This window comes from Rhizobium sp. Root708 (assembly GCF_001429725.1).
Taxonomy (GTDB): Bacteria; Pseudomonadota; Alphaproteobacteria; order Rhizobiales; family Rhizobiaceae; genus Rhizobium.
Genome location: NZ_LMHV01000004.1, coordinates 234,293 through 255,658 on the forward strand (window position 1 = coordinate 234,293; position 21,366 = coordinate 255,658).

At 60.2% G+C, this 21,366-nt stretch carries 15 protein-coding genes; 9 read left to right on the forward strand and 6 right to left on the reverse strand.

Going from position 1 to position 21,366, the window contains the following annotated elements:
- Positions 1-66 precede the first annotated feature (66 nt).
- A complete protein-coding gene (locus tag ASE04_RS05265; RefSeq protein ID WP_056813061.1) occupies positions 67-1,278 on the reverse strand; it encodes an MFS transporter in 1,212 nt (403 codons plus the stop codon).
- Between the two features lie 108 nt (positions 1,279-1,386).
- Here ASE04_RS05265 and ASE04_RS05270 point away from each other — a divergent pair, with 108 nt between their 5' ends.
- The 5 genes from ASE04_RS05270 (at position 1,387) to ASE04_RS05290 (ending at position 7,184) form a co-directional block, all read left to right on the forward strand.
- Entirely contained in the window at positions 1,387-2,214 is an 828-nt protein-coding gene (locus ASE04_RS05270) for an AraC family transcriptional regulator (protein WP_056813064.1), read from the forward strand.
- A gap of 99 nt (positions 2,215-2,313) precedes the next feature.
- Entirely contained in the window at positions 2,314-3,831 is a 1,518-nt protein-coding gene (glpD, locus tag ASE04_RS05275) for a glycerol-3-phosphate dehydrogenase (RefSeq protein WP_056813068.1), read from the forward strand.
- Between the two features lie 147 nt (positions 3,832-3,978).
- Complete coding sequence (locus tag ASE04_RS05280; protein ID WP_056813071.1) at positions 3,979-5,133, forward strand: amidohydrolase; 1,155 nt, start codon at positions 3,979-3,981, stop codon at positions 5,131-5,133.
- 110 nt (positions 5,134-5,243) lie between these two features.
- On the forward strand, positions 5,244-6,293 hold the full coding sequence (locus ASE04_RS05285) for a hypothetical protein (protein ID WP_200960682.1): 1,050 nt from the start codon (positions 5,244-5,246) through the stop codon (positions 6,291-6,293).
- Positions 6,294-6,539: 246 nt separating this feature from the next.
- Positions 6,540-7,184: a CBS domain-containing protein gene (locus ASE04_RS05290; protein WP_244490340.1), complete on the forward strand. Its 645-nt coding sequence runs from the start codon at positions 6,540-6,542 to the stop codon at positions 7,182-7,184.
- 7 nt (positions 7,185-7,191) lie between these two features.
- Here ASE04_RS05290 and ASE04_RS05295 read toward each other — a convergent pair whose 3' ends face one another.
- Positions 7,192-8,304 carry an acetate/propionate family kinase gene (locus ASE04_RS05295; RefSeq protein ID WP_056813074.1) on the reverse strand — a complete coding sequence of 371 codons (1,113 nt, stop codon included), beginning with the start codon at positions 8,302-8,304 and terminating at the stop codon, positions 7,192-7,194.
- A gap of 79 nt (positions 8,305-8,383) precedes the next feature.
- Positions 8,384-10,774, reverse strand: a complete 2,391-nt coding sequence (locus ASE04_RS05300; RefSeq protein ID WP_056813076.1) for a phosphoketolase family protein — start codon at positions 10,772-10,774, stop codon at positions 8,384-8,386.
- A 361-nt stretch (positions 10,775-11,135) separates the two neighbouring features.
- On the opposite strand from ASE04_RS05300, the gene ASE04_RS05305 reads away from it, so the two are divergent.
- From ASE04_RS05305 to ASE04_RS05320, 4 genes are all read left to right on the forward strand, one after another.
- Positions 11,136-12,572 carry an MFS transporter gene (locus ASE04_RS05305; protein WP_056813080.1) on the forward strand — a complete coding sequence of 479 codons (1,437 nt, stop codon included), beginning with the start codon at positions 11,136-11,138 and terminating at the stop codon, positions 12,570-12,572.
- 80 nt (positions 12,573-12,652) lie between these two features.
- Positions 12,653-15,199 (forward strand): mechanosensitive ion channel family protein, encoded by a 2,547-nt coding sequence (locus tag ASE04_RS05310; protein ID WP_056813083.1) that lies wholly within the window; start codon positions 12,653-12,655, stop codon positions 15,197-15,199.
- 174 nt (positions 15,200-15,373) lie between these two features.
- Positions 15,374-16,204 (forward strand): response regulator, encoded by an 831-nt coding sequence (locus ASE04_RS05315; RefSeq protein ID WP_056813088.1) that lies wholly within the window; start codon positions 15,374-15,376, stop codon positions 16,202-16,204.
- Between the two features lie 238 nt (positions 16,205-16,442).
- Positions 16,443-17,774: a GGDEF domain-containing response regulator gene (locus tag ASE04_RS05320; protein ID WP_056813091.1), complete on the forward strand. Its 1,332-nt coding sequence runs from the start codon at positions 16,443-16,445 to the stop codon at positions 17,772-17,774.
- 24 nt (positions 17,775-17,798) lie between these two features.
- Here the strand turns inward: ASE04_RS05320 and ASE04_RS05325 are convergent, their stop codons facing one another.
- The 3 genes from ASE04_RS05325 to ASE04_RS05335 form a co-directional block, all read right to left on the reverse strand.
- On the reverse strand, positions 17,799-18,818 hold the full coding sequence (locus tag ASE04_RS05325; protein ID WP_056813094.1) for a GlxA family transcriptional regulator: 1,020 nt from the start codon (positions 18,816-18,818) through the stop codon (positions 17,799-17,801).
- 295 nt (positions 18,819-19,113) lie between these two features.
- Positions 19,114-19,311, reverse strand: coding sequence for a hypothetical protein (locus tag ASE04_RS05330; RefSeq protein WP_056813097.1), 198 nt, complete (start codon positions 19,309-19,311; stop codon positions 19,114-19,116).
- A gap of 1,312 nt (positions 19,312-20,623) precedes the next feature.
- Positions 20,624-21,181 (reverse strand): hypothetical protein, encoded by a 558-nt coding sequence (locus ASE04_RS05335; RefSeq protein WP_056813100.1) that lies wholly within the window; start codon positions 21,179-21,181, stop codon positions 20,624-20,626.
- Positions 21,182-21,366: the final 185 nt, after the last annotated feature.

Below are 21,366 nucleotides of genomic sequence, written 5' to 3' on the forward strand. Positions count from 1 at the left end.
AGTCAGCAGTCCGAAGGCCGAGATGGTGATCTCGGCCTTTTTGTATTTTATCTGGAAAGTGCCCGCTTAGCGGCCAGCCTTTGCGCTGTGGCGGCGACCCTTGCCGATGTCAGGCAGGAAGATGGTCAGCAGCCCGAGCAGCGGCAGGTAGGAGCAAATGCGGTAGACGAACTCGATGCCCATATGATCCGCGACCATGCCTAGACCGGCAGCGCCGATGCCGCCGATGCCGAAGGCAAAGCCGAAGAACAGGCCGGCGATCATGCCGACGCGACCGGGTACCAGCTCCTGGGCGAAAACGACGATCGCCGAGAAGGCCGAGGCGAGGATCACGCCGATCAGGAACGTCAGGAAGACGGTCCAGTTGTAGCCGGCGTAAGGCAGCGCCAGCGTGAAGGGCAGGGCGCCGAGGATCGAGAACCAGATCACGAACTTCGTGCCGAACCAGTCGACAACAGGGCCGCCGGCGACGGTGCCGATGGCAACGGCACCGAGGAACACGAAGAGCAGAATCTGCGCGTGCTGGACCGACACACCGAAGCGCTCGATCATGTAGAAGGTGTAGTAGCTCGAGAGGCTCGTCATGTAGAGATATTTCGAGACGACCAGCAGCGCCAATACGGCGATCGCGGCGATGACCTTCTTGCGCGGCAGCTGGACGGCTGCCGTTGCGGCCTTGCGGCCGGCATTGCTCTTGCGGTGTTCGGCATACCAGGCGCCCACCCGCCAGAGGATGATCATGCCGGTCAGGGCCGCCAGCGAGAACCACGCGACGCTGTGCTGGCCGCGCGGCAGGACGATGAAAGCCGCCAGCAGCGGGCCGATCGCCGAGCCGAAATTACCGCCGACCTGGAACAGCGACTGCGCGAGGCCGTGTCGTCCGCCTGATGCCAGCCGGGCGACACGCGAGGACTCCGGATGAAACACGGCAGAGCCGAGGCCGATGACGCCGGCGCCGACCAGCAGCACCCAATAGGTATGCGCGTAGGCCAGCAACCCCAGGCCGATCAGCGTGAAGCCCATGCCGATGGAAAGCGAATAGGGCAACGGGCGCTTGTCGGTGTAGATGCCGATAAGCGGCTGTAGAAGCGACGCGGTGACCTGGAACACGAGGCCAAGGAAGCCGATCTGCGTGAAATCGAGGCCGTAGCCTTCCTTGATCATCGGATAAAGCGCCGGGATCAGCGACTGCATGGTGTCGTTGAGGAGGTGGCAGAAGCTTACCGCCATGATGATCCCGAAAACCGTCTGTTCCGCAGAGTGTTTCTCTGCCGTCATTGCGTTGTCTGTCACGATTCTACTCCGTCGTTTGACGGTCCGGAGATAGCTGACTTGTCGTCGTCCCGCTTTCGTGTTTTGGTCTCGTTATTTCGTGAGTGGGCCAAAATGACGAAAATGAGACAGACACCGGTAGCAAGCCAGCTGGCCGAACTTCATGTGGAGCGGCTGGCGGCGATCGAAGCGGCGTCGGAGCCTGTCTACGCGATCCCGTCGGAATATCCTGCCGGCTATCATGTGAAGCCGCATAGCCATAGCCGGGCGCAGTTCGTCTACGCCCGGGCGGGAGTGGTGATGGTGTCGTCGGTACAGGGGCGCTGGATGGTTCCGCCGCAGCATGCGCTGTGGATTCCGGCCGGGCTCGTCCACACCGTCGACATGCTGGGGGAGGTTTCCATGCTGTCGGCCTATGTGTTGCCGGATGTGCTTAGCGATCCTCCGTCCGCCATTCGCGTCGTCGCCGTCTCGGATCTCGCTCGTGCCCTGATCATCGAGGCGGTCGCGCCTGTGGCGGAAGCGAAGACGGGGCGCCAGGAGCTTGTCATGGCCCTGCTGCTGGAAGAGGTGCTGAGGCTGCCCGATCGTCCGCTGGGGCTGCCTTTCCCATCCGATCAGAGGCTGGCCAATCTCTGTCGCGGCTTTCTCGACAATCCGAGCGCCCGGCTTGTCATCGACGACTGGGCCGAGCGGCTTGCGATGAGCCGTCGCGCCTTCACCCGCTTCTTTCGAAAGGAGACGGGAATCAGCCTTTCGACTTGGCGCCAGCAGGCGGCGGTTTTCACCGCCTTGCCGCGTCTTGCAGGCGGGGAAACGGTCACGGCCGTCGCGCTCGATCTCGGCTACGACAGCGTCGCTGCGTTCACGACGATGTTTCGGCGGATGCTCGGCGCCGCACCCCGCTCCTACTTCAAACCGGGCGAGCCGTTCTCCTCCTGATTGCTTTCGTTTGACATTCGTTTCATTTTCGCTTTATGTGCGATGACTTTCAAATGCCGCAGGCTTTTGTCATTATCAATTCCAGGCTCGGAGGAATACGTGGGCCAGCACGTTCATGATCTTTTCGTTATCGGCGGCGGCATAAATGGCTGTGGTATTGCGCGGGACGCGGCGGGACGCGGCTATTCCGTGGCGCTCGCGGAGATGAATGACTTTGCCTCCGGCACTTCATCAGGCGCGACGAAACTGATCCATGGCGGCTTGCGCTATCTCGAGCACTACGAGTTTCGGTTGGTGCGCGAAGCGCTGATGGAGCGTGAGATCCTCTGGGCGATGGCGCCGCATGTCATCTGGCCGATGCGCTTCGTTCTGCCGTATCACAAGGGCGGCATTCGTCCCGCTTGGCTGATCCGGCTGGGTCTCTTCCTCTACGATCATCTGGGCGGCCGTAAGCTCTTGCCTGCCACCGCGGTCCTCGACATGCGCCGTGATGCAGCTGCGAAGCCCCTGAAGTCGCTCTTTACGAAGGCCTTCGAATATTCAGACGGCTGGGTGGATGACGCGCGGATGGTCGTGCTCAATGCGCGCGATGCCGCCGATCGTGGCGCGCTCATCATGCCGCGCACCAAGGTCACTTCGGCTCGCCGCGAGGGCGATCTCTGGTCGATTGAAACAGTCGATGCAGTCAGCGGCGTGCAGACGACCCATAAGGCGCGGATGTTGGTGAACGCCGCCGGTCCATGGGTCGATCACGTCATCCGTGAAGCCTTTGGTCAGCATGAAGCGCGTCACGTCCGGCTCGTTCAGGGCAGCCACATCATTGTCAGGAAGAAGTTCGATGGGCCGCGCGCCTATTTCTTCCAGAATCCCGACAACCGCATCATCTTCGCGATCCCCTACGAGCAGGATTTCACGCTGATCGGAACGACCGACCGGGACTACACCGGCAATCCGCGTGACGTGAAGATCTCCGAGGAAGAGATCGGCTACCTCTGCGGCGCTGCCAGCGAATATTTCAAGGAATCCGTCCGGTCCGAGGATATCGTCTGGACCTATTCGGCCGTTCGCCCGCTGTTCGACGACGGCGCTTCCAAGGCCCAGGAAGCGACACGCGACTACGTGCTAAAGGTCGAAGGCGAGGGCAGCGGTGCGCCGCTTCTCAACGTGTTCGGCGGCAAGCTTACCACCTATCGCCGGCTTGCCGAGCACGCGCTTCAGAAGATTGCCGGCGCCATCGGGTCGAAGGGCGGTTCCTGGACCGCCGGCAGCCGTTTGCCGGGCGGCGATTTTCCGGCGACCGGCTACGAAACCGAGGTCGCGAAACTGAAGATGGCCTATCCATTTCTCAGCGAACCGCACGCCCGCCGTCTCGTTCGTCGTTACGGGACGAGGGCGGCCATGCTGCTCGGCGGCTCCTCGCGGACGGAAGACCTCGGGTATTGCTTCGGGGCTGATCTCTATGAGGTCGAGGTTCGCTATCTCATCGATCACGAATGGGCGAAGACGGCGGATGATATCCTCTGGCGGCGCACCAAGGATGGCCTGCGCCTGAACAAGGAGCAGGCCGCGATCCTGGCGGATTACATGGCCGATCGGCCCGCGCTGATGGCGGGCTGAGTTCGATCGGTTCCATTGCGAGAACGTCTCGCCCGCTCACGCGGGCGGATGACGGCATCAGTGATTGCCAGGCGCAAATTGATCGATACATTCACGCCCTATCGCGCCGAATTTCTCTGACAGCCGCCACGGGGACGGGAATAGACCATGTTTTTGACCGAGCAGGACCTCCAGCGGATCACGGCATTTCGGCAGGAACTTCACCGGTATCCCGAGGTGTCGGGCGACGAACGCGAAACCGCGGGCCGGGTAAAGCTGGCGCTTCTGGAAACAAGCCCGGACGAACTGGTCGAGGCGCTCGGCGGGCACGGGGTTGCGGCTGTTTATTCAGGTGCAGCCGATGGGCCGACCGTCCTTATCCGTGCGGAACTGGATGGCCTGCCGATCGAAGAAATCTCGGATGTGCCGCATCGCTCGCTTGTCTCCGATAAGGGACATCTGTGCGGCCACGACGGCCATATGGCGATATTGCTTGCACTGGCGGCTGGGCTTGCAAGGAGGCGGCCGGAGAAGGGGCGTGTTATCCTGCTTTTCCAACCGGCGGAGGAGAATGGCGCCGGAGCCGCGGCGGTTCTTTCCGATCCTGCCTTTGCCGCGTTGCGGCCGGATCTCTCGCTGTCCCTGCACAATTTTCCGGGCGCGGCGCTGGGTCATGTGCTTTTGCGCGAAGGACCCGTCAACTGCGCGTCTCGCGGCATGAAAGTCATCCTTCGCGGCAAGACCTCGCATGCGTCCTATCCGGAGGATGGGATCGCGCCGACCTTTGCTCTCGGGCTGCTGCTGAGCGGGTTGACCGCGCTCGGCAATAACGCGCCGCTTGGTGCGGACTATACGCTTGTGACCGTGACGCATGCCCGGCTCGGAGAGCCGGCCTTCGGGATCAGCCCCGGCTACGCGGAGATATGGGCGACGTTGAGAACGCTGACCGACGACAAGATGGCGGAGCTGGTCGAGGCTGCCGAGCGGCTCGCCGGCGAGGAGGCGCGCGCCGCTGGCCTGCGGCTCGAGATCAGTTACGAAGATGTCTTCCGGCAATGCTTCAACTCACCGGAGGCGACGGCCGTTCTCAATCAGGCACTTGCAGACGAAGGTGTTACCGTCGAACGGGAGAGTGCGTTGTTGCCGATGAAGGCATCCGAGGATTTCGGGCTTTTCCGCACAGTGGCGCCGGCCGCGATGTTCTTTCTCGGTGCCGGCAAGGACCATCCGCGACTCCACAATCCGGACTACGATTTCCCCGATGAGCTGATTTCGATCGGCTCGCGGATTTTCATGCGTGCGATCAGGAACACGCTCGGATGAGAGCCGAAATGAAATCCAGGGCTGTATCCTACCGCTAAAGGTGCGATTGCATCGCTGTCCCGCGCGGCCGAAAGTTGGCGCTGTCGATCGTGTTCGAGAGGATAGCCGACGTGGATACGCCCTTGCCGTCTGCCCAGCGACTGGCTCGCACCCCGCAGGTCCGGCGGTGGCTGAAGAATTGTGCGCTGATGGTTCTTGGCCTCGCTGTCGCAGGATCGAGCAGCCCGCCGACAAATGCGGGTCTTGCCAAATTCGACGCCCTTTACGCGGATCCGTTGCCGGCGCCTCGTGGACCATTGCGGGTTTTTCACCTCGGCCATAGCCTGGTTGGAAGAGACATGCCGGCGATGCTTGCCGAGCTGGCGCCGAAGGGGCATGCCTATGAAAGTCAGCTGGGGTGGGGCACTCCGCTGAAAGATCATTGGGGACCGAGCGACCGCATCAACGGATTTGCCGCCGAGAACAACCATCCTCGCTATCGTGATGCGCGACAGGCCCTGCAGAGCGGCGACTACGATGTGTTCGTGATGACCGAGATGGTCGAAATTCGCGATGCCATTCGCTACTTCGACAGTCCCGAATATGTTCGCCGTTGGGCCGATCTGGCGCGCAAATCGAGGCCGGATATCCGCATCTATCTCTATGAGACATGGAGCCAGCTCGACGATCCGGGAGGCTGGCTGCAGCGGCTCGACACCGATCCCGGTCGCTACTGGGAAGGCGAAATTCTCCTGCAGGCAGGCGTTCCGACCGGAGGCGAGCGCCCGATCTACGTTATCCCGGCCGGCCGCGTGATGGCGCGCGTGGCGAGGGCCATCGAGGCCGGTGAGATCGAGGGCCTATCCAAGCGCGAAGAACTGTTCCGCGCCGACAAGCTCGGCAAGCGGGACATGATCCATTTCAACGACTACGGCGCGTATCTCGTCGCGCTGACACATTATGCGGTGCTTTATCAATGCAGTCCCGAGGGCTTGCCCTACGAGCTTCGGCGCGGTGACGGGACGCCGGCCGCATCCCTGACGGCAGCGGCGGCGTTGCGGATGCAGCAGCTCGTCTGGGAGGTCGTGACCAAGATACCGCAGACGGGTATTGCCCCCGGCGCAGCCAAGGGCGAGCGCGAGGCCGCTGCCTGCCGAGCCAAGCTGACGGCTGTGCAATAAGGAGTTCGGCCCGCGCCGCGCGGCCGGGTGGTGGCGGAGTTGACAGTCGTCAATCCTCCGCCACGCAATGCGCATTGCTCCCCTGCGTTTCTGCCACTCAAAGTTGAATTGAACTGATCGACACCTCGCCGGAATTGCGCAATAGTCAGTCGGCAGGGCCCGGCAGGCGTTTCGCGCCATCGGTCGGGAATGCCTGATATTTCGACATCTAAAGGCAACGGTATCATCATATTCGCGCAAGACCTTATGAATACGAACCTCACGACAATCAGCTCCGACAGCAGCGTGCATCAGGCGATCGACCTGATGGTGGCAAAGGATATCAGCGGTCTGCCTGTCGTCGACAACGACGGCAATCTCTGCGGCATGCTGACAGAAGGCGATCTGATGCGCCGCATCGAATTCGGAAGCGGGAGACATTCGGGAACGGAGGGGCAAGCGGCGTCGCTTGTCGACTACGACACCTACATTCGCAGCCACAGCTGGCGGGTTTCCGACCTCATGACATCCAGCCTCGTCAGCGTTGCTCCGAATGCGCCGGCAGCGGCCGTCGCCGAGGCGATGTTTGCGCACAAGGTGAAGCGGGTGCCGGTCGTCGAGGGAACGCGATTGCTCGGCATCATCAGTCGCGTGGACCTGCTGAGGGGGATCGCCGGCGTTCCCGCAAACAGTGTCGCGAGTGGCGACGACGCCTTGGGCCGCGCCATCCGCGCACGATTGCAGGCCGACCTCGGTCTCGACGGTGATCGCATCAAGGTATCGGTCGAGGATTCCCGGGCCGTTCTCGAGGGAACGGTTTCGAGCGAACTCGAGCGTCGGGCGATACGCGTGCTGGTCGAGAATGTGCGCGGTGTTGCCGGCTTTATCGATCGGCTGAGTGTCGCAGCCTAGCGGTTGCTCATCCAGCCTTGCGCAAAAGCCGTTTGGCATGTGCCGCCATGACGCGTTCCTCGTTCGTCGGAATGACCAGGACCTTGAAATCTCCGAGGAAACGCAGGCGATCGAGCATCGCGTGCCGTACGGGTGCTGCGTGTTCGCCGATACCGCCGGTAAAGACGATGCCGTCGATGCCTCCCATTGAAACGGCCATGACAGCGACGAACTGGGCCGCTTTCAACGCAAAATAGTCGAGCGCGAAGGCCGCATTCTCGTCCTCGCTCGCCAGTAGCTGTTCGACATCGCTCGTAATGCCGGAAAGGCCTTTCAATCCGGATTGCTCGTAAAGCGTCTCCTGGATGCTCTCGGCACCGAGCCCGAGATCGTGAAGCATGTAGATCACGGCGCCGGGATCGATCGAGCCGCTGCGCGTGCCCATCGGCAGTCCGTCGAGTGCCGTCATGCTCATGGTCGTATCGATGCTGACGCCGCCTTTCATCGCGCAGAGGCTGGCGCCGTTCCCGAGGTGGGCGACGACGACGCGGCCTCGGTGCAGGTCGGGATGCTTTTCCGCCAGCACGCCCGAGATCCACTCGTAGGACAGGCCGTGAAAGCCATACCGACGAATGCCCTTGTCGCGCAGGTCGCTCGGCAGCGCAAAGCTGCTTATGAGTTCATCGTGACCTGCATGAAATGCCGTGTCGAAACAGACGATATCCACTGCGTCACTTGCCAGTTTCGCCGATGCGGTGATGCCGGCGAGATTGTGAGGCTGGTGCAGTGGCGCCAGCGGTATCAATGCTTCGAGGCGGCGCATGACATTTGGCGTGACGATGACCGGCTCCGTAAATTCCTGACCGCCGTGAACCACGCGATGGACGACGGCGAGCGTATGCCAATTCTCGCTGTGCGCGGCCATCAGGTCCATGACCGCGCGAAGTGCGGCGTCATGATCGGTATCGTCAGGTAGGGAGCTTTCCGTCTTCTCGCCGCCGGGCAGATCGGCGGCGAGCTTCGGTTCAGTGCCGATCCCGGTGATCTTGCCGCGCAGGAGAACGTCGAGGTTCTCCTCGCGGAACACCTGAAACTTCAGGCTCGACGAACCGGTGTTGAGGACAAGAAAAGTATCGATCATGGATGTCTGCCGCTGGCGTTTGGAACGGAATGCAGGCCGGTCCTTGGCGACCGGCCATGCAATTTAGCGGGAAAGCGCCTTAGCGCTTCCATTTCCAATCGCGAATTTCCGGCATGTCCTCACCGTACTCGCGGACATAGGCGTGATGCTCGACGAGCTTTGCCCGCAACTTGTCGAGTGCTGGGGTCGCCTTGTCCTTGAGGCCAGGAATCCGTTCGATCGCCTCCATCGCCAGATGGAAGCGATCGAGTTCGTTCAGCACGGTCATGTCGAACGGCGTCGTGGTCGTTCCTTCCTCGATATAGCCGCGAACATGGATGTTGCGGTGGTTCGTCCGCCGGTAGGTCAGGCGGTGTATGAGGTAGGGATAGCCATGGAAGGCGAAGATGACCGGTCGGTCGACGGTGAACAGCCGATCGAAGTCCTCATCGGTGAAACCGTGCGGATGCTGATCTTTCGATTGCAGTGTCATCAGGTCGACGACGTTGACCACGCGGATTCGCAGATCCGGCACGAGTTCGCGCAGCAGGTCGACGGCAGCCATGGTTTCCAGCGTCGGCACGTCGCCGGCGCAGGCCATGACGACATCGGGCGAGAGGACGTTGTCGTCGTTTCCGGCCCATTCCCAGGCGCTGGCACCTGCCTCGCAGTGGCGGATTGCCTCATCCATCGACAGCCACAGCGGCTCGGGCTGCTTGCCGGCGACGATGACATTGACGCGATCGTAGGTCCGCAGGCAGTGGTCGCCGACCCAGAGAAGCGTGTTGGCGTCCGGCGGGAAATAGACACGGACGATATCGGCCTTCTTGTTGACGACGTGGTCGACGAAACCGGGATCCTGATGGCTGAAGCCATTGTGGTCCTGCCGCCAGACGTGCGAGGTCAGGAGATAGTTGAGCGACGATATGGGTTTGCGCCATTCGAGATCGCGGGTAACCTTCAGCCATTTGGCATGCTGGTTGAACATCGAATCGACGATGTGGATGAAGGCTTCGTAGCAGGAGAAGAAGCCGTGGCGTCCAGTCAGCAGATAGCCCTCCAGCCAGCCCTGGCACAGATGTTCGCTCAGAACCTCCATCACCCTGCCATCGGTGCCGAGGCCGACGTCGTACGGTTTGATCTCCTCCATCCAGACGCGGTCGGTGACCTCGAAGACGGCGCCGAGCCTGTTCGATGCGGTCTCGTCCGGGGCGAAGATCCGGAAGTTCGACGCGGTGTCGTTCAGTTTCAGCGTGTCGCGCAGATAGTTGCCGAGAACGGCGGTCGCCTGGACCTCCGGTGCGCCGCGGGAGGTCATTTTCGCCTCGTAGTCCCGGATGCTCGGAACGATGAGCTCCTTGCGGAGAAGCCCGCCATTCGCGTGCGGGCTGGCGCTCATCCGCTTGTTACCGGTGGCGGCAAGCGCGCGCAGTTCCGGTTGCAGCCGGCCGGATTCGTCGAAGAGGTCGTTCGGCTGGTAGCTGCGCATCCAGTCTTCCAGGATTCGCCGGTGGCCGTCGTCGCCACGGCAATTGGAGACCGGTACCTGATGGGATCGCCAGAAACCCTCGACCTTCAGGCCGTCCACCTCCTTCGGGCCGGTCCAACCCTTGGGGCTTCTCATGACGATCATGGGCCAGCGCGGCATTCCGGTCTGGCCCTTGACGGAGCGGGCTTCCTGCTGGATCGTCCGGATGCGGTCGAAGACCTGATCGAATGTCGCAGCCATCGTGCGGTGCATCTCGGTCGGGTCGCTGCCTTCGACGAAATACGGCTCGTAGCCATAACCGAGGAAGAGATGGCGGAGATCCTCGTCGCTGTCGCGGCCAAGCACCGTCGGGTTGGCGATCTTGTAGCCGTTGAGATGCAGGATCGGCAGCACCGCGCCGTCGCGGGCCGGATTGAGGAACTTGTTCGACTGCCAGCTGGCAGCCAGCGGCCCCGTTTCGGCCTCGCCATCGCCGACGACGCAGGCGACGATCAGATCGGGATTGTCGAAGGCCGCGCCATAGGCGTGAACGAGGGCGTAGCCGAGCTCGCCACCTTCGTGAATCGACCCGGGAGTTTCAGGCGCCACGTGGCTAGGAATGCCGCCCGGGAAGGAGAACTGGCGGAACAGCTTGCGCATGCCGTCGACGTCCTCGGAGATCTCGGGGTAGACCTCGCTGTATGTGCCTTCCAGATAGGTGTTGGCAACGATGCCGGGACCGCCATGGCCCGGGCCGCAGACATAGATGATGTCGAGCGCGCGGGCGCGGATGATGCGGTTCAGATGCGCATAGATGAAGTTCAGCCCGGGCGTCGTTCCCCAATGGCCGAGCAGTCGCGGCTTGATGTGCTGTGGCTCTAGCGGCTCGCGGAGCAGGGGATTGTCCAGCAGATAGATCTGGCCGACGGAGAGGTAGTTCGCAGCGCGCCAATAGCGATCGAGCAGGGCAAGTTCGGCGTCGTCGATCTTCGAGTCTGTGGATGAAAGCGCATCGTGTTCCAAGGTAATTCTCCTTGTCTCGCAATAAACAATCTCGGTGAAAGCTCGGGTGGCTCTTCGATCGTCTCGGCCGCAAGGTTGATCGGAGCGGAATATCGATGCGGCCTGGGTTGGTCCTCGTGGTGTTGCGGATGCTCCTTTGGCTTCCTCGTGGCGTCGGCAGGTTGGCGGCATCGCCAATCGCTGTCAAATTGTTCTGCGTCAAGATTTCGCGCATGACGCGTTTTGTGAGCGCTATCGGACTGGGCTCAAACGTTTTTGTCTTTCCTGCCTGCGATTATCGCTCTATCTACGGCTGGCCGGCTCCGAGGCACTCTCCCGCTTCGCCGGCTTCTAATTTCTCGCATTCCTCGTTGGCAGTTTCATGACCGCGGTTGAGACGATCGATAAGACAGACGATACGCAGGCGGCGCGTCGGGCGAAGATAGTGGCGCTCGTCGTTGCCGTTTCCTTCTTCATGCAGATCCTGGACGGAACGATCGTCACGACATCGTTGCCGCAGATGGCAGCGAGCTTCGGCGTGCAGCCCGTGTCGATGAGCATCGGCATCACCGTCTACATGCTGACCATGGCGGCGTTCATCCCGTTGTCGGGGTGGCTTGGCGATCGCTACGGCGCGCGTCGCGTCTTCATGGCGTCGATCGCGGTGTTCACACTGGCGTCGCTGTTTTGCGGGCTGTCGCACGGTCTGATCGAGTTCGTGCTTGCTCGGGCGGTCCAAGGTATGGGCAGCGCGCTGATGACGCCCGTTGGGCGCATCATCGTTCTCAAGAACGCGCGCAAATCCGAGCTGGTGCAGGCGATCGCACTCATCACCTGGCCGGCGCTTACCGCCCCTGTCGTCGGGCCGCTGCTTGGAGGTTTCATCACGACCTATGCCAGCTGGCATTGGAATTTCCTGATCAACCTGCCGATCGGCATTCTGGGCATGGCGCTGGTCTGGCGTTTCGTTCCCGAGCAAAGGGAAGAGAACGTCGGCAGGCTCGATGTCCGCGGCTTCATCCTGAGTGCCGCCGGATTGACCTTGCTTCTCGCCGCGTTGGAGCTGTCGGTGAAATGGGATGGTGGCATCGCGCCGATCGCGCTGATGCTGGTTGCCGGCATCGTTCTCTCCGTGATGGCGACACGGCATTTTCTGAGAGTGGCCAATCCGCTGCTCGATCTCTCGGCATTCAAGGTTCATACCTATGCAATCGCAACGCTGTCGGCCGGTACCGCGAGCCGCGTCGCCATCAATGCGACGCCGTTTCTGCTGCCGCTGCTCTTCCAGCTTGGCTTCGGCCTGAGTTCGATCGAAGCGGGCGCCTATCTGCTTGTGTATTTCCTTGGCAATCTCGGCATGAAGACGGTCACGACGCCGTTGCTGGCCAAGCTCGGCTTTCGCACGGTGCTGTTCTTCAACGGCATGATTGCGGCCCTGTCGATCATCGGCTGTGGGTTCCTGACGCCCGAGACATCGCGCGTCGTGACCTACGCCTTGCTGTTTGTCGCCGGTCTGTCGCGGTCCATGGAGTTCACGGCGCTGAATACGCTCGCTTTCGCGGACATCAACCCGGCGCAGCGCAGTTCGGCCTCGACGCTGTCGAGCATGCTTCAGCAGGTCTCCATGCTGCTGGGTGTTGCAATCGCTGCTGCTGTACTCAATGTTTCAGTTTCGCTACGTGGTCTCGACGGTCCCGGCCTCATCGATTTCCGGCTGGCTTTCGCCGTGATCGGGGCGATCGGGATAGTTTCGTCCTTCCGATTTCTGCAATTGGCGCGTGATGCAGGGGCGGAGGTTTCAGGCCATAAGCGCGGTTAAGGTCCGTTTCGCCTTTCTGTCGCCTTTCTCCTATGAAAAGCAGGCGCTCACTCTGACAAACCGACCCAAGCGGGGACATTTTGCGGCTGACAAACATTCTCGTTCGGAGCTTTTTCTTTCTCGCAATGGCTGCAGCCGGTGCGGGTCTTATTCATGCGCAGACGCTTCAGCCGCAGCCCGCGCCATCGCAGGCTGAGCAACAGCAGCCGGTAGAAGCCGGAAAGCTTGCGAGCACGGCGGTCGAACAGGCGGCAAAGGATCTGGAGAAAGCGAAGGCCGCTCTCGCTTCGCTGCAGGGCAGCGTCACGCAGGGGGCTGACGACGACGACGCGCTCGTCGCGATTGCCGGCAAGGCCGATCAACTCAACCGTTCGGCTGCCACGATCACCGGCAGCTTCGGACCGCGGCTCGATCAGATCAAGGCGCGTCTTGCCGAACTCGGTGAGCCTCCAAAGGATGGGCAACCGCCCGAAGCCGAGATCGTCACGACGGAGCGCAACTCCCTGACAGCGGAGCGGGCGCAGATCAACGCGATAACGGGTGACGCCGACAATCTCACGGCCGCCGTCAGCAAGCTCATGAACGAGATCGTCCAGCTTCGCCGGACGCTTTTCGCCGATACGCTGCTTCGCCGCACGGATATTTCAGCCTCCGTTCTCGATGATGCCGCAAGTGCGTTCACGCAGGAACTGACCGCGTTTTCGCAGGCCCTGACGAGCTGGCTCGGCTTCGTTCTCAAATTCAAGAGCATGGCTTTTCTTGCCGCGATCTTCATGTCGCTGGCGATGGCTCTCATCCTGCTGTCCGGCGCTTACCGGGTCTTCGGCCACTACCTCCAGCGCAGGGAAACCAACGAGCAGCCGTCCTATATCAGCCGTCTGTCCATTGCGTTCTGGTCGACGCTGATCCGAAGCTTTTCGCTCGCGGCGCTGCTGGTCTCATCTTATTTCTTCCTCGACAGCTTCAACGTGCTGCGACCCGACATTGCGCCTGTCATCGGTTCGCTCTTCGGGGCGATCGGTCTCGTCTATTTCGTTCGGCGCTTCACCAATGCGGTGTTCGCACCGGCGGAGCCCCACTGGCGCCTGGTAAAGCTCTCCAATCGCGGCGCAAGCTCGCTCGGCGCATGCCTGCTCGCGATGGCCATCGTTCATGCTCTCGATTTCTTCTTCGGCAGCATCAGTGAGGCGATGGGCTCTCCTCTCGTCCTGACCGTGGTTCGAAGCCTGGTGGCCGCGCTGATCATCGGGCTGATCCTGATCGCGGCATCGTTCGGGCGACCGATGCTGGCGCGGAACGGCGACCCTGATGCGCCGGGCCGCCATTGGCCACGCGGAATGGCGATCATCCTGCGCGTACTCGGCGCCGGACTGATCATTGCGGCGGTGACTGGCTACGTAGGCCTGGCGCGCTTCGTGGCGTCGCAGCTGATCGTAACCGGTGCGATCGTGGTCACGACCTATATCGGGCTGTTGTCCGGCAAGGCGATCTCCCGTACCGAGACGTTCGGCGATACGATGCCGGGACGCTTCCTGGCGCGGCGTTTCAAGCTCGGGCCTGTGGCCGTCGACCAGGTGGGGCTGCTCGTCGGCTTTCTGATCTACGGCGTTGCTCTGGCGACCGGAATTCCGCTGATCCTGCTGCTTTGGGGCTTCCATGTGCAGGATCTCGTACTGATCACCTACCGCCTGTTCACCGAGGTGCGGCTTGGCGGGATCACGATTTCCCTGCTTGGTATCGTGACCGGCATCGTGTTGTTTGCTTTCGGCTATCTGCTGACGCGCTGGGTCCAGCGTTGGCTCGATGGCAACGTCATGGCGCGGAGCCATGTCGATCTCGGCGTGCGCAACTCGGTCAAGACGGGTATCGGCTACCTCGGCGTCGGCATCGCGGCCTTGATCGGCGTGTCCGCCGCGGGCCTCGATCTCTCAAGCTTCGCGCTCTTCGCGTCCGCCCTTTCGGTCGGTATCGGTTTCGGCCTGCAGAACATCGTTTCGAATTTCGTCTCCGGCCTCATTCTTCTGGTCGAACGGCCGTTCAAGGTCGGCGACCATGTCGTATCAGGCACCGCGGAAGGGATCGTGAAGCGCATCTCCGTGCGCGCGACGGAGATCGAGACGTTCCGCAAGCAGTCGATCATTGTTCCGAACTCGGAGCTCATCAACGCGCAGGTGGGCAACTGGACGCACCGCAATAAGATGGGGCGCTCCGAGATCCCGGTTTCCGTCAGCTATCATTCCGACCCGCAAGCGGTGATGGATATTCTGCTTGAGCTCGTGAACGCCGTGCCGCTGGTCCTGCGGAATCCCGAGCCGCATGTCGAATTCCTGCGCTTCGGACCTTATTCGCTCGATTTCGAACTGCGCTTCATGCTGGCCGACATGGGCGACGGCATGAAGGTGCGCAACGACCTGCGCATTGCGATCCTCAAGCGCTTCCGCGCAGACGGCATTGAAATCCCTCTGCCGCAGAGCGACGTCGTATTTCACCGTCCGCCCGATATTATCGGCGCGGAGCCGGAGCCCGCCGATATCGAGAAGCCGGAACCGGAGGCTGAGATCGACGAGGACGATGGTCGCGTTCGCCGGCTGCGGAGCAAGACGGCCGATGGCAACGCCAAGAGCTGACGGCTCCCCGGCTTTTCAACTAGCATAGTATTTTAAGCATGTTTTGAAGAAACCAGCGGCGGCCGTGGTTGCCGCGGGTTTGGCGCGCGTTCCGCGAGCATCAATTAATACTTATTCAAGTCGCCTACGATACCGATTTGGGACGGGACAGGCGTTTTATTAAAAGGTTTGGAAATGGCGTTTCTGGGAATTTCGGGCATGCAATATTCGGCCAGCATGTTTGCGGATGCACGCATCGTCCTTGCTGAGGATTCGAACGTCTTCACATCGATGGTCAGCAAGCGATTGAAGGAACTCTTCAATATCGACGTGGAGATCTGCAGGAGTTTCGAGGAGTTGCAGCTCTGCTACGACAAGTCGACCCATCCGATCACGCTTGCGGTTTCGAACATCAATCTGCCGGGCGCAGAGAACGGCGAGGCACTTGAGTATCTCGTGGATCTGAGCATCCCGACCATCGTCTTTACCGGTACCTTCCAGGACGGCATGCGCGACAAGCTGATGGCGAAGGACATCGTCGACTATATCCTCAAGGATAACGTCTTTGCCGTCGATCTCCTCGCAGAAGCGATCTGCCGCTTTCTGACGAACCACCGCCACCACGTCCTCATCGTCGACGACAGCCCGACGGCGCGTGCGCTGCTTTCCAGCCGCCTCAAGCGCTACAATTTCCGGGTCAGCACAGCTGAGAACGGCGCCAAGGCGCTTGAGACGCTGAAGGCCAATCGCGACATCGGCCTGATGGTCACCGACTACAACATGCCCGATATCGATGGCTTCGAGCTGACGCGGCGCATTCGCGCCAGCATCGGCTCGCATGAGTTGCGGATTATAGGCGTCTCGTCGTCATCCAACCGGCTGTTGTCGGCGCGATTCCTCAAGGCTGGTGGCAACGACTTCATGTTGCGTCCGTTCATCGACGAAGAATTCTACTGCCGCGTCAATCAAAACCTGGATACTCTTCTGCAAATCCAGCAGATGCACAAGCAGCGCGCGGTCGCGTAATCCGTCGATTTTCTTCCGAAAACTATCAAATAAGCCGCTTGTCCTTAGGGCAGGCGGCTTTTCTATTGGGGCGCGGGGCCCACGACTGCGCAATACCCTACCGGCGCTTCGAGATTTCTACAATTGTAGGTAATGCGCCCGTCCAGCCGCTTCACGTGGGGGCACCTGTAAGTTATCGTCTATGAAAGCTGGTCGTTTTGCCCGATTCGGGTGCGAACCAAGCGCGGGGCGGGGTTGGATGACGTTTCAATCGGAGAGCGATCGGGGAGGCGCGGGGCCACGTTTCGGTGCGCCGACGATACTCTTGGTTGAGGATTCTCGCATGTTTGCGACGGTTCTCGCTCATCGCTTCCACGCAGAGTTGGGTCTCAACGTCAAAGTCTGTTCGACCTTGAAGAGCATGAGCGATGCTATCGCCCATGACGATCACGGTTTCATCATGGTGGTCCTTGACCTCAACCTGCCCGACTCGCCCTACGGCGAGGCACTGGACTGCGCGATCGCGCATGGCGTTCCGACAATCGTCTTCACCGGCACCTTCGATCTCAAGACCCGCAGCAAGATCATGGAGCGCAGGGTCGTCGACTATGTGGTCAAGGACGGCGAATTTGCTCTGGACAATATCGTTGCTGCCGTGCGCCGCGCGCTCGCGAACAGGAAGACACGCGTCCTCGTCGTCGATGATGTCAGGTCTGCACGCGAAACGCTGACGAGCCTGCTGCAGTCGCAGCAGTATATGGTCGTCGAGGCGAGCTGCGGCGAAGAAGCCATGGCGGCGCTGCAGACCTACGGCGACATCGAACTCGTCATAACCGATCACCACATGCCCGACATGACCGGTTACGAGCTCACGCGCAAGATCCGCCGCCGCTTCGGTTCCGACCGGCTGCGGATCATCGGAATATCGTCCTCCGACGACCGCATGCTCTCGGCAAGTTTCCTGAAGGCCGGCGCTTCGGATTTCATCTACCGGCCGTTCGTGGCCGAGGAGTTGCAGTGCCGGGTTGCCAACAATGTCGAGACGCTGACGCAGCTCAAGCAGCTGCGCGCGGCGGCGGCCTGCGACTACCTCACTGGCCTTCACAACAGGCGATATTTCTACGAGCTCGGGCCGAAGATCGTCACCGATTGTCTGCGGCAGAAGGCCGTGAGTTCGGTCGCGATCATGGATATCGATCACTTCAAGCGGCTGAACGACACCTATGGCCATGAGATCGGCGACAAGGTTCTGACGGCCGTGGCGCGGCGTCTCGCCACGATATTCGAAGGGAGCGACAATCTGCTGTCGCGTCTCGGCGGCGAGGAATTCGCCATTCTGTTTCCGATGCTCGATTCCAGCGCGGCAACCAAACTTTGCGACGAGATACGGTCGGATATCGCGCGCCTGAAGGTGACGGCCGATGACGAAGACCTGTCGGTGACGGTCTCGATCGGCGTGGCCGAGATTTCCGACTATGAGACGTTCGACAATTATCTGAACGCTGCTGACCAGTTTCTCTACATGGCGAAGCACAAGGGCCGAAATCTGGTCTTCTCGGATGTAAAGTTGACGGGCGAAGCGGCACAGTAGCCGCTCCGCCGCTCATGTCTCATGTCAGGCGGCGATCGCCTGGCGGGCTGTCGCCATCGTCATCTTGCGCTCGGCGCGCTCTTGCTGCGGCGAGCGCTGGTAGAGTTCGCGATAACACTTCGAGAAGTGCGAGGCCGAGACGAAGCCGCAGGCCACGGCTACTTCGACCACCGGCATCGATGATTGCACGAGCAGATGGCGGGCGCGGTCAAGGCGGATCTCGAGGTAGTAGCGGGCAGGGGAGCGACCCATTTCCTGGCGGAAGAGGCGCTCGATCTGTCGCCGGGACAATCCGGCTCCATCGGCGATTTCAAGCAGCGACAGGGGTTCTGCTAGATTGCCTTCCATCAATTCAATGATGGAGAGCACCTTGCCGTTCTGAACGCCCAGGCGAGCGCGCAGCGGCAGGCGCTGGCGATCGTGCGGACTGCGCACGCGGTCGGTCAGGTGCTGCTCACAGACGCGGTTGACGAGCGTTTCGCCGAAATCCTGGCCGATCAGGTTCAGCATCATGTCGAGGGAGGCCGTGCCGCCGGCGCAGGTGTAGAGATTGCTGTCGACCTCGTAGAGATCGGCATAGACTTCGGCCTGCGGAAAAGCCTCGGAGAAGCCCGGAAGGTTTTCCCAGTGGATCGCACAGCGCTTGCCGTTCAGGAGACCCGCCTGGGCAAGCACATGTGCGCCCGTACAGAGACTACCGACGGCGACGCCGCGATTGTAGGACTCACGCAGCCACGCATTCACGGATTTGTTGTTGAATTCCTCGACGTCGATGCCGGAACAGACGAGCACCATGCTCGGCCGGTTCTCGCCACCCAGATTGCGACGTTCGTCCGCAAGCGAGGTGTTTGCTTCTACGCCGATGCCGCAGGACGAATAGACCTTCTCGCCATCGACGGAGGTCAGACGCCAAGTGTATGCCTGGTAACCCAGCATGCGATTTGCAATCCGCAGCGTATCGATCGCCGCGGAAAAGGGCAGCATGGTAAACTGGGGAACCATGAAGAAGACGATAGAGCGTTTTTTATGCAGCATCTTGTTCATGAGACAAATCCGTAAACGAGGGCGAATGCTCTATTCGTTGCTTGGAATGCGTCCCTTCGATATTCTGAAAGCGACATTGGCATAGATATCTGCGGCCGCAAAGAGTAAATTTGCGACATAGTCAGGCTTGATGTTTGTCAATTGATGATCGGAGCGGACATTTGTCGCGCAGATACTGCTGGCGCTAATAGATGTCTATGAAATTCAAGATTAAATTGAGGGTGCCTGAAATAGTGAAGGCGGCGCTGGCAAGAAGCCGACAGCCGCCTTCATCCTGGGAGGTATGTCGCATCCATTACATCGCCTTGCGTTCGTCCGTGTCATCGGCAGACGGCCAACCGATATCCTTGCGAACGTCGAGCGGCATGGACTCGATTTCGCGGGCTGCCTGCCACTGGTGCCAAGCGCGAGCCAACTTGCGGGCATAGTTCGAGATCTCCGGATAGAGTTCCGGATGGGAGGTCTTGCCTTCCCTATAGGTGACGGTGGTCATGTCGGCTTTCCTTTTCTCTTCGCACGACGGTTATGAACTTGACCACTGATATGGGCTCTTCCTGCCCATCAATCAAACGAATAGGATTTATGGATATCATCAAAGATTTTGAATGGACGCGTCGCAGGGGGGGCTGGCCGATAGATCAACGTTCAAGTAGGACCCAATCAAATGGGATTTTCGATCCAAGGGATCAGAATTCAAAACCTCAGGATTGCGATTTTTTGAATCGATATCATGATGTAAACTGTGGCGGATCAGGCAGTTATTTCCGGGCCAGCACCAGGGCTGCTCGTGCAGAGTCGTTGCACCCCAACTCAAGAAATTCGCGATTTTATATAAACGATAGCGATTTCCGTATTTACGCTTCTGAACTGCGTTTGAACTGCCCATGAGGGCCCGGCACGGGCAAATACTGCCTCGTGACATGAGCGCCACCGAATACCGAAGCTGATCTGCAGGACTTACCTACGGTTCGGCGGGAGCGTTCTGAAGTCGCACATTACCGCCCAGGCAGACCGGTTTCTCCTACTCGCGGAGCATTGCGACGCTTGCAGGAGACAAGCCGACAGCCGCCATCGACGTATCGTCGGCTATAACTCGATTGATCCTGTGGGCCTTCATGGTGATCTTGTGCGCCCTCTTGGCCGTTCGAACCATGAAGATGGGGAATGTTTTATGAGGAAAGGGAGCGAGCCTCGACCCACCACCAGCACAAACTCCAATTGCGCTGTGGTGCAAGCCATCGAACAGATGGCGATCCGCCAGCTCGGTGTCCGCCGCCTGTCGCGATTCACTGAAAGGACGTTCGTGGTCGACTGCCGATCCGAGACCACCGTGTAGATTGCCGCCTAGAGCTAAACTCGTGCCATCGAAGTCGTCGTGTGAATCTTCCCGGTGGGAAGACTCGCAGAAGCTTCCAGTCTCGCACCCGATGTTGCCGACCTATGAGACGCGAATAGCAGTCACGAAGATCGAGCGATCACTCACGGCCCTCATTCGGGCAGACACGAAATCGTAGTTCGCTCCTCGGCCTACTTTCGTGGGCACGGACGCAAAGCTCGGCTTTCCATAGGCAAGGAGATCGTCTCCAGACAGGCAGGCAGCAAAAGGAATTCTGTCGCCTTCATGACACCGATTACAGTGAAATTCATTTCGGAAAATAAGGAACACATTTTCGCGCTAGGTGACTATTTCCTTGCGCACTGTTCGACTTATTTCCTTGCGTATCCAAAATGTCAACATTTGTCTCCCAAAGGAATTCCGTATCCAAAACATTATTCGGATACAAATTGGACCTCGGGATTTTTGTTTAGATTTCCTTGGGCTTCCGTCGCGTGCGAAAGCGCTTCGGCCGTTCTGCCGGGACAGTTATCGGCTCACCGGCAATCCAGTAGCCATTATCGCGGTACACGAACTCTTCCTTCGCATCCGTCAAAATCCGTCCCAGTCTTTTCGCCGGGGTGGGGTGGTCGATTTCGACGCCCAGCGCTTTAAGCCTGTCATAGATTTCGATCCTGCTTAGAGGATGCCCTTGATCCTTTAATATCCGGTAAGCCTGTTGCCGAACTTGCCAAGCTTGGGCGTCCGGGCGCTGAATCCGCCTTTTTGCGAAATCTTCAGGTACATCTGGAAGTTCATCGAGATGGTTAGGCCTGTCATCAGGGTTTGCGCCGAGCAGGCTGAGCGATCTCTTGGCGTCACGAAGATGTTTCAGGTCAACGTCGACCTGCCGCGTCTCGGCTTCCAAACGTGCCATCTCAGCTCGCATCTCTTCGCGCCGCTTCTCCAAAGTCGCAACCTGCCGATCAATCGAGACCAGTGCGGCGTGTGCAGGGGTTGCCTGGGGGCGATTGGTTGATTGCTGCATCGGGCTCTTTCGTATCCTAGAGAATCGCTATAGGTACTTTAGTTGCCGCGATGCTCCTGTTGGTTGTCGCAAGCGGCGCTGCATTTGGTAACCAGTAACACAATTAGAGGATTCAGTCATCTGCCAGGGGCCCCTCAGCCTCTGTCGGAGCCTATTTCCTTTCGCCAATTCACAGAATTCTTCTA

What these genes read in the sequence shown, in the direction of transcription:
- ASE04_RS05265 (WP_056813061.1), bottom strand. Translation starts at nt 1,278, where the DNA reads ATGACGGCAGAGAAACACTCTGCGGAACAGACGGTTTTCGGGATCATC.
- ASE04_RS05270 (WP_056813064.1), top strand. Translation starts at nt 1,387, where the DNA reads ATGACGAAAATGAGACAGACACCGGTAGCAAGCCAGCTGGCCGAACTT.
- ASE04_RS05280 (WP_056813071.1), top strand. Translation starts at nt 3,979, where the DNA reads ATGTTTTTGACCGAGCAGGACCTCCAGCGGATCACGGCATTTCGGCAG.
- ASE04_RS05290 (WP_244490340.1), top strand. Translation starts at nt 6,540, where the DNA reads ATGAATACGAACCTCACGACAATCAGCTCCGACAGCAGCGTGCATCAG.
- ASE04_RS05295 (WP_056813074.1), bottom strand. Translation starts at nt 8,304, where the DNA reads ATGATCGATACTTTTCTTGTCCTCAACACCGGTTCGTCGAGCCTGAAG.
- ASE04_RS05305 (WP_056813080.1), top strand. Translation starts at nt 11,136, where the DNA reads ATGACCGCGGTTGAGACGATCGATAAGACAGACGATACGCAGGCGGCG.
- ASE04_RS05315 (WP_056813088.1), top strand. Translation starts at nt 15,374, where the DNA reads ATGGCGTTTCTGGGAATTTCGGGCATGCAATATTCGGCCAGCATGTTT.
- ASE04_RS05320 (WP_056813091.1), top strand. Translation starts at nt 16,443, where the DNA reads ATGACGTTTCAATCGGAGAGCGATCGGGGAGGCGCGGGGCCACGTTTC.
- ASE04_RS05325 (WP_056813094.1), bottom strand. Translation starts at nt 18,818, where the DNA reads ATGAACAAGATGCTGCATAAAAAACGCTCTATCGTCTTCTTCATGGTT.
- ASE04_RS05330 (WP_056813097.1), bottom strand. Translation starts at nt 19,311, where the DNA reads ATGACCACCGTCACCTATAGGGAAGGCAAGACCTCCCATCCGGAACTC.
- ASE04_RS05335 (WP_056813100.1), bottom strand. Translation starts at nt 21,181, where the DNA reads ATGCAGCAATCAACCAATCGCCCCCAGGCAACCCCTGCACACGCCGCA.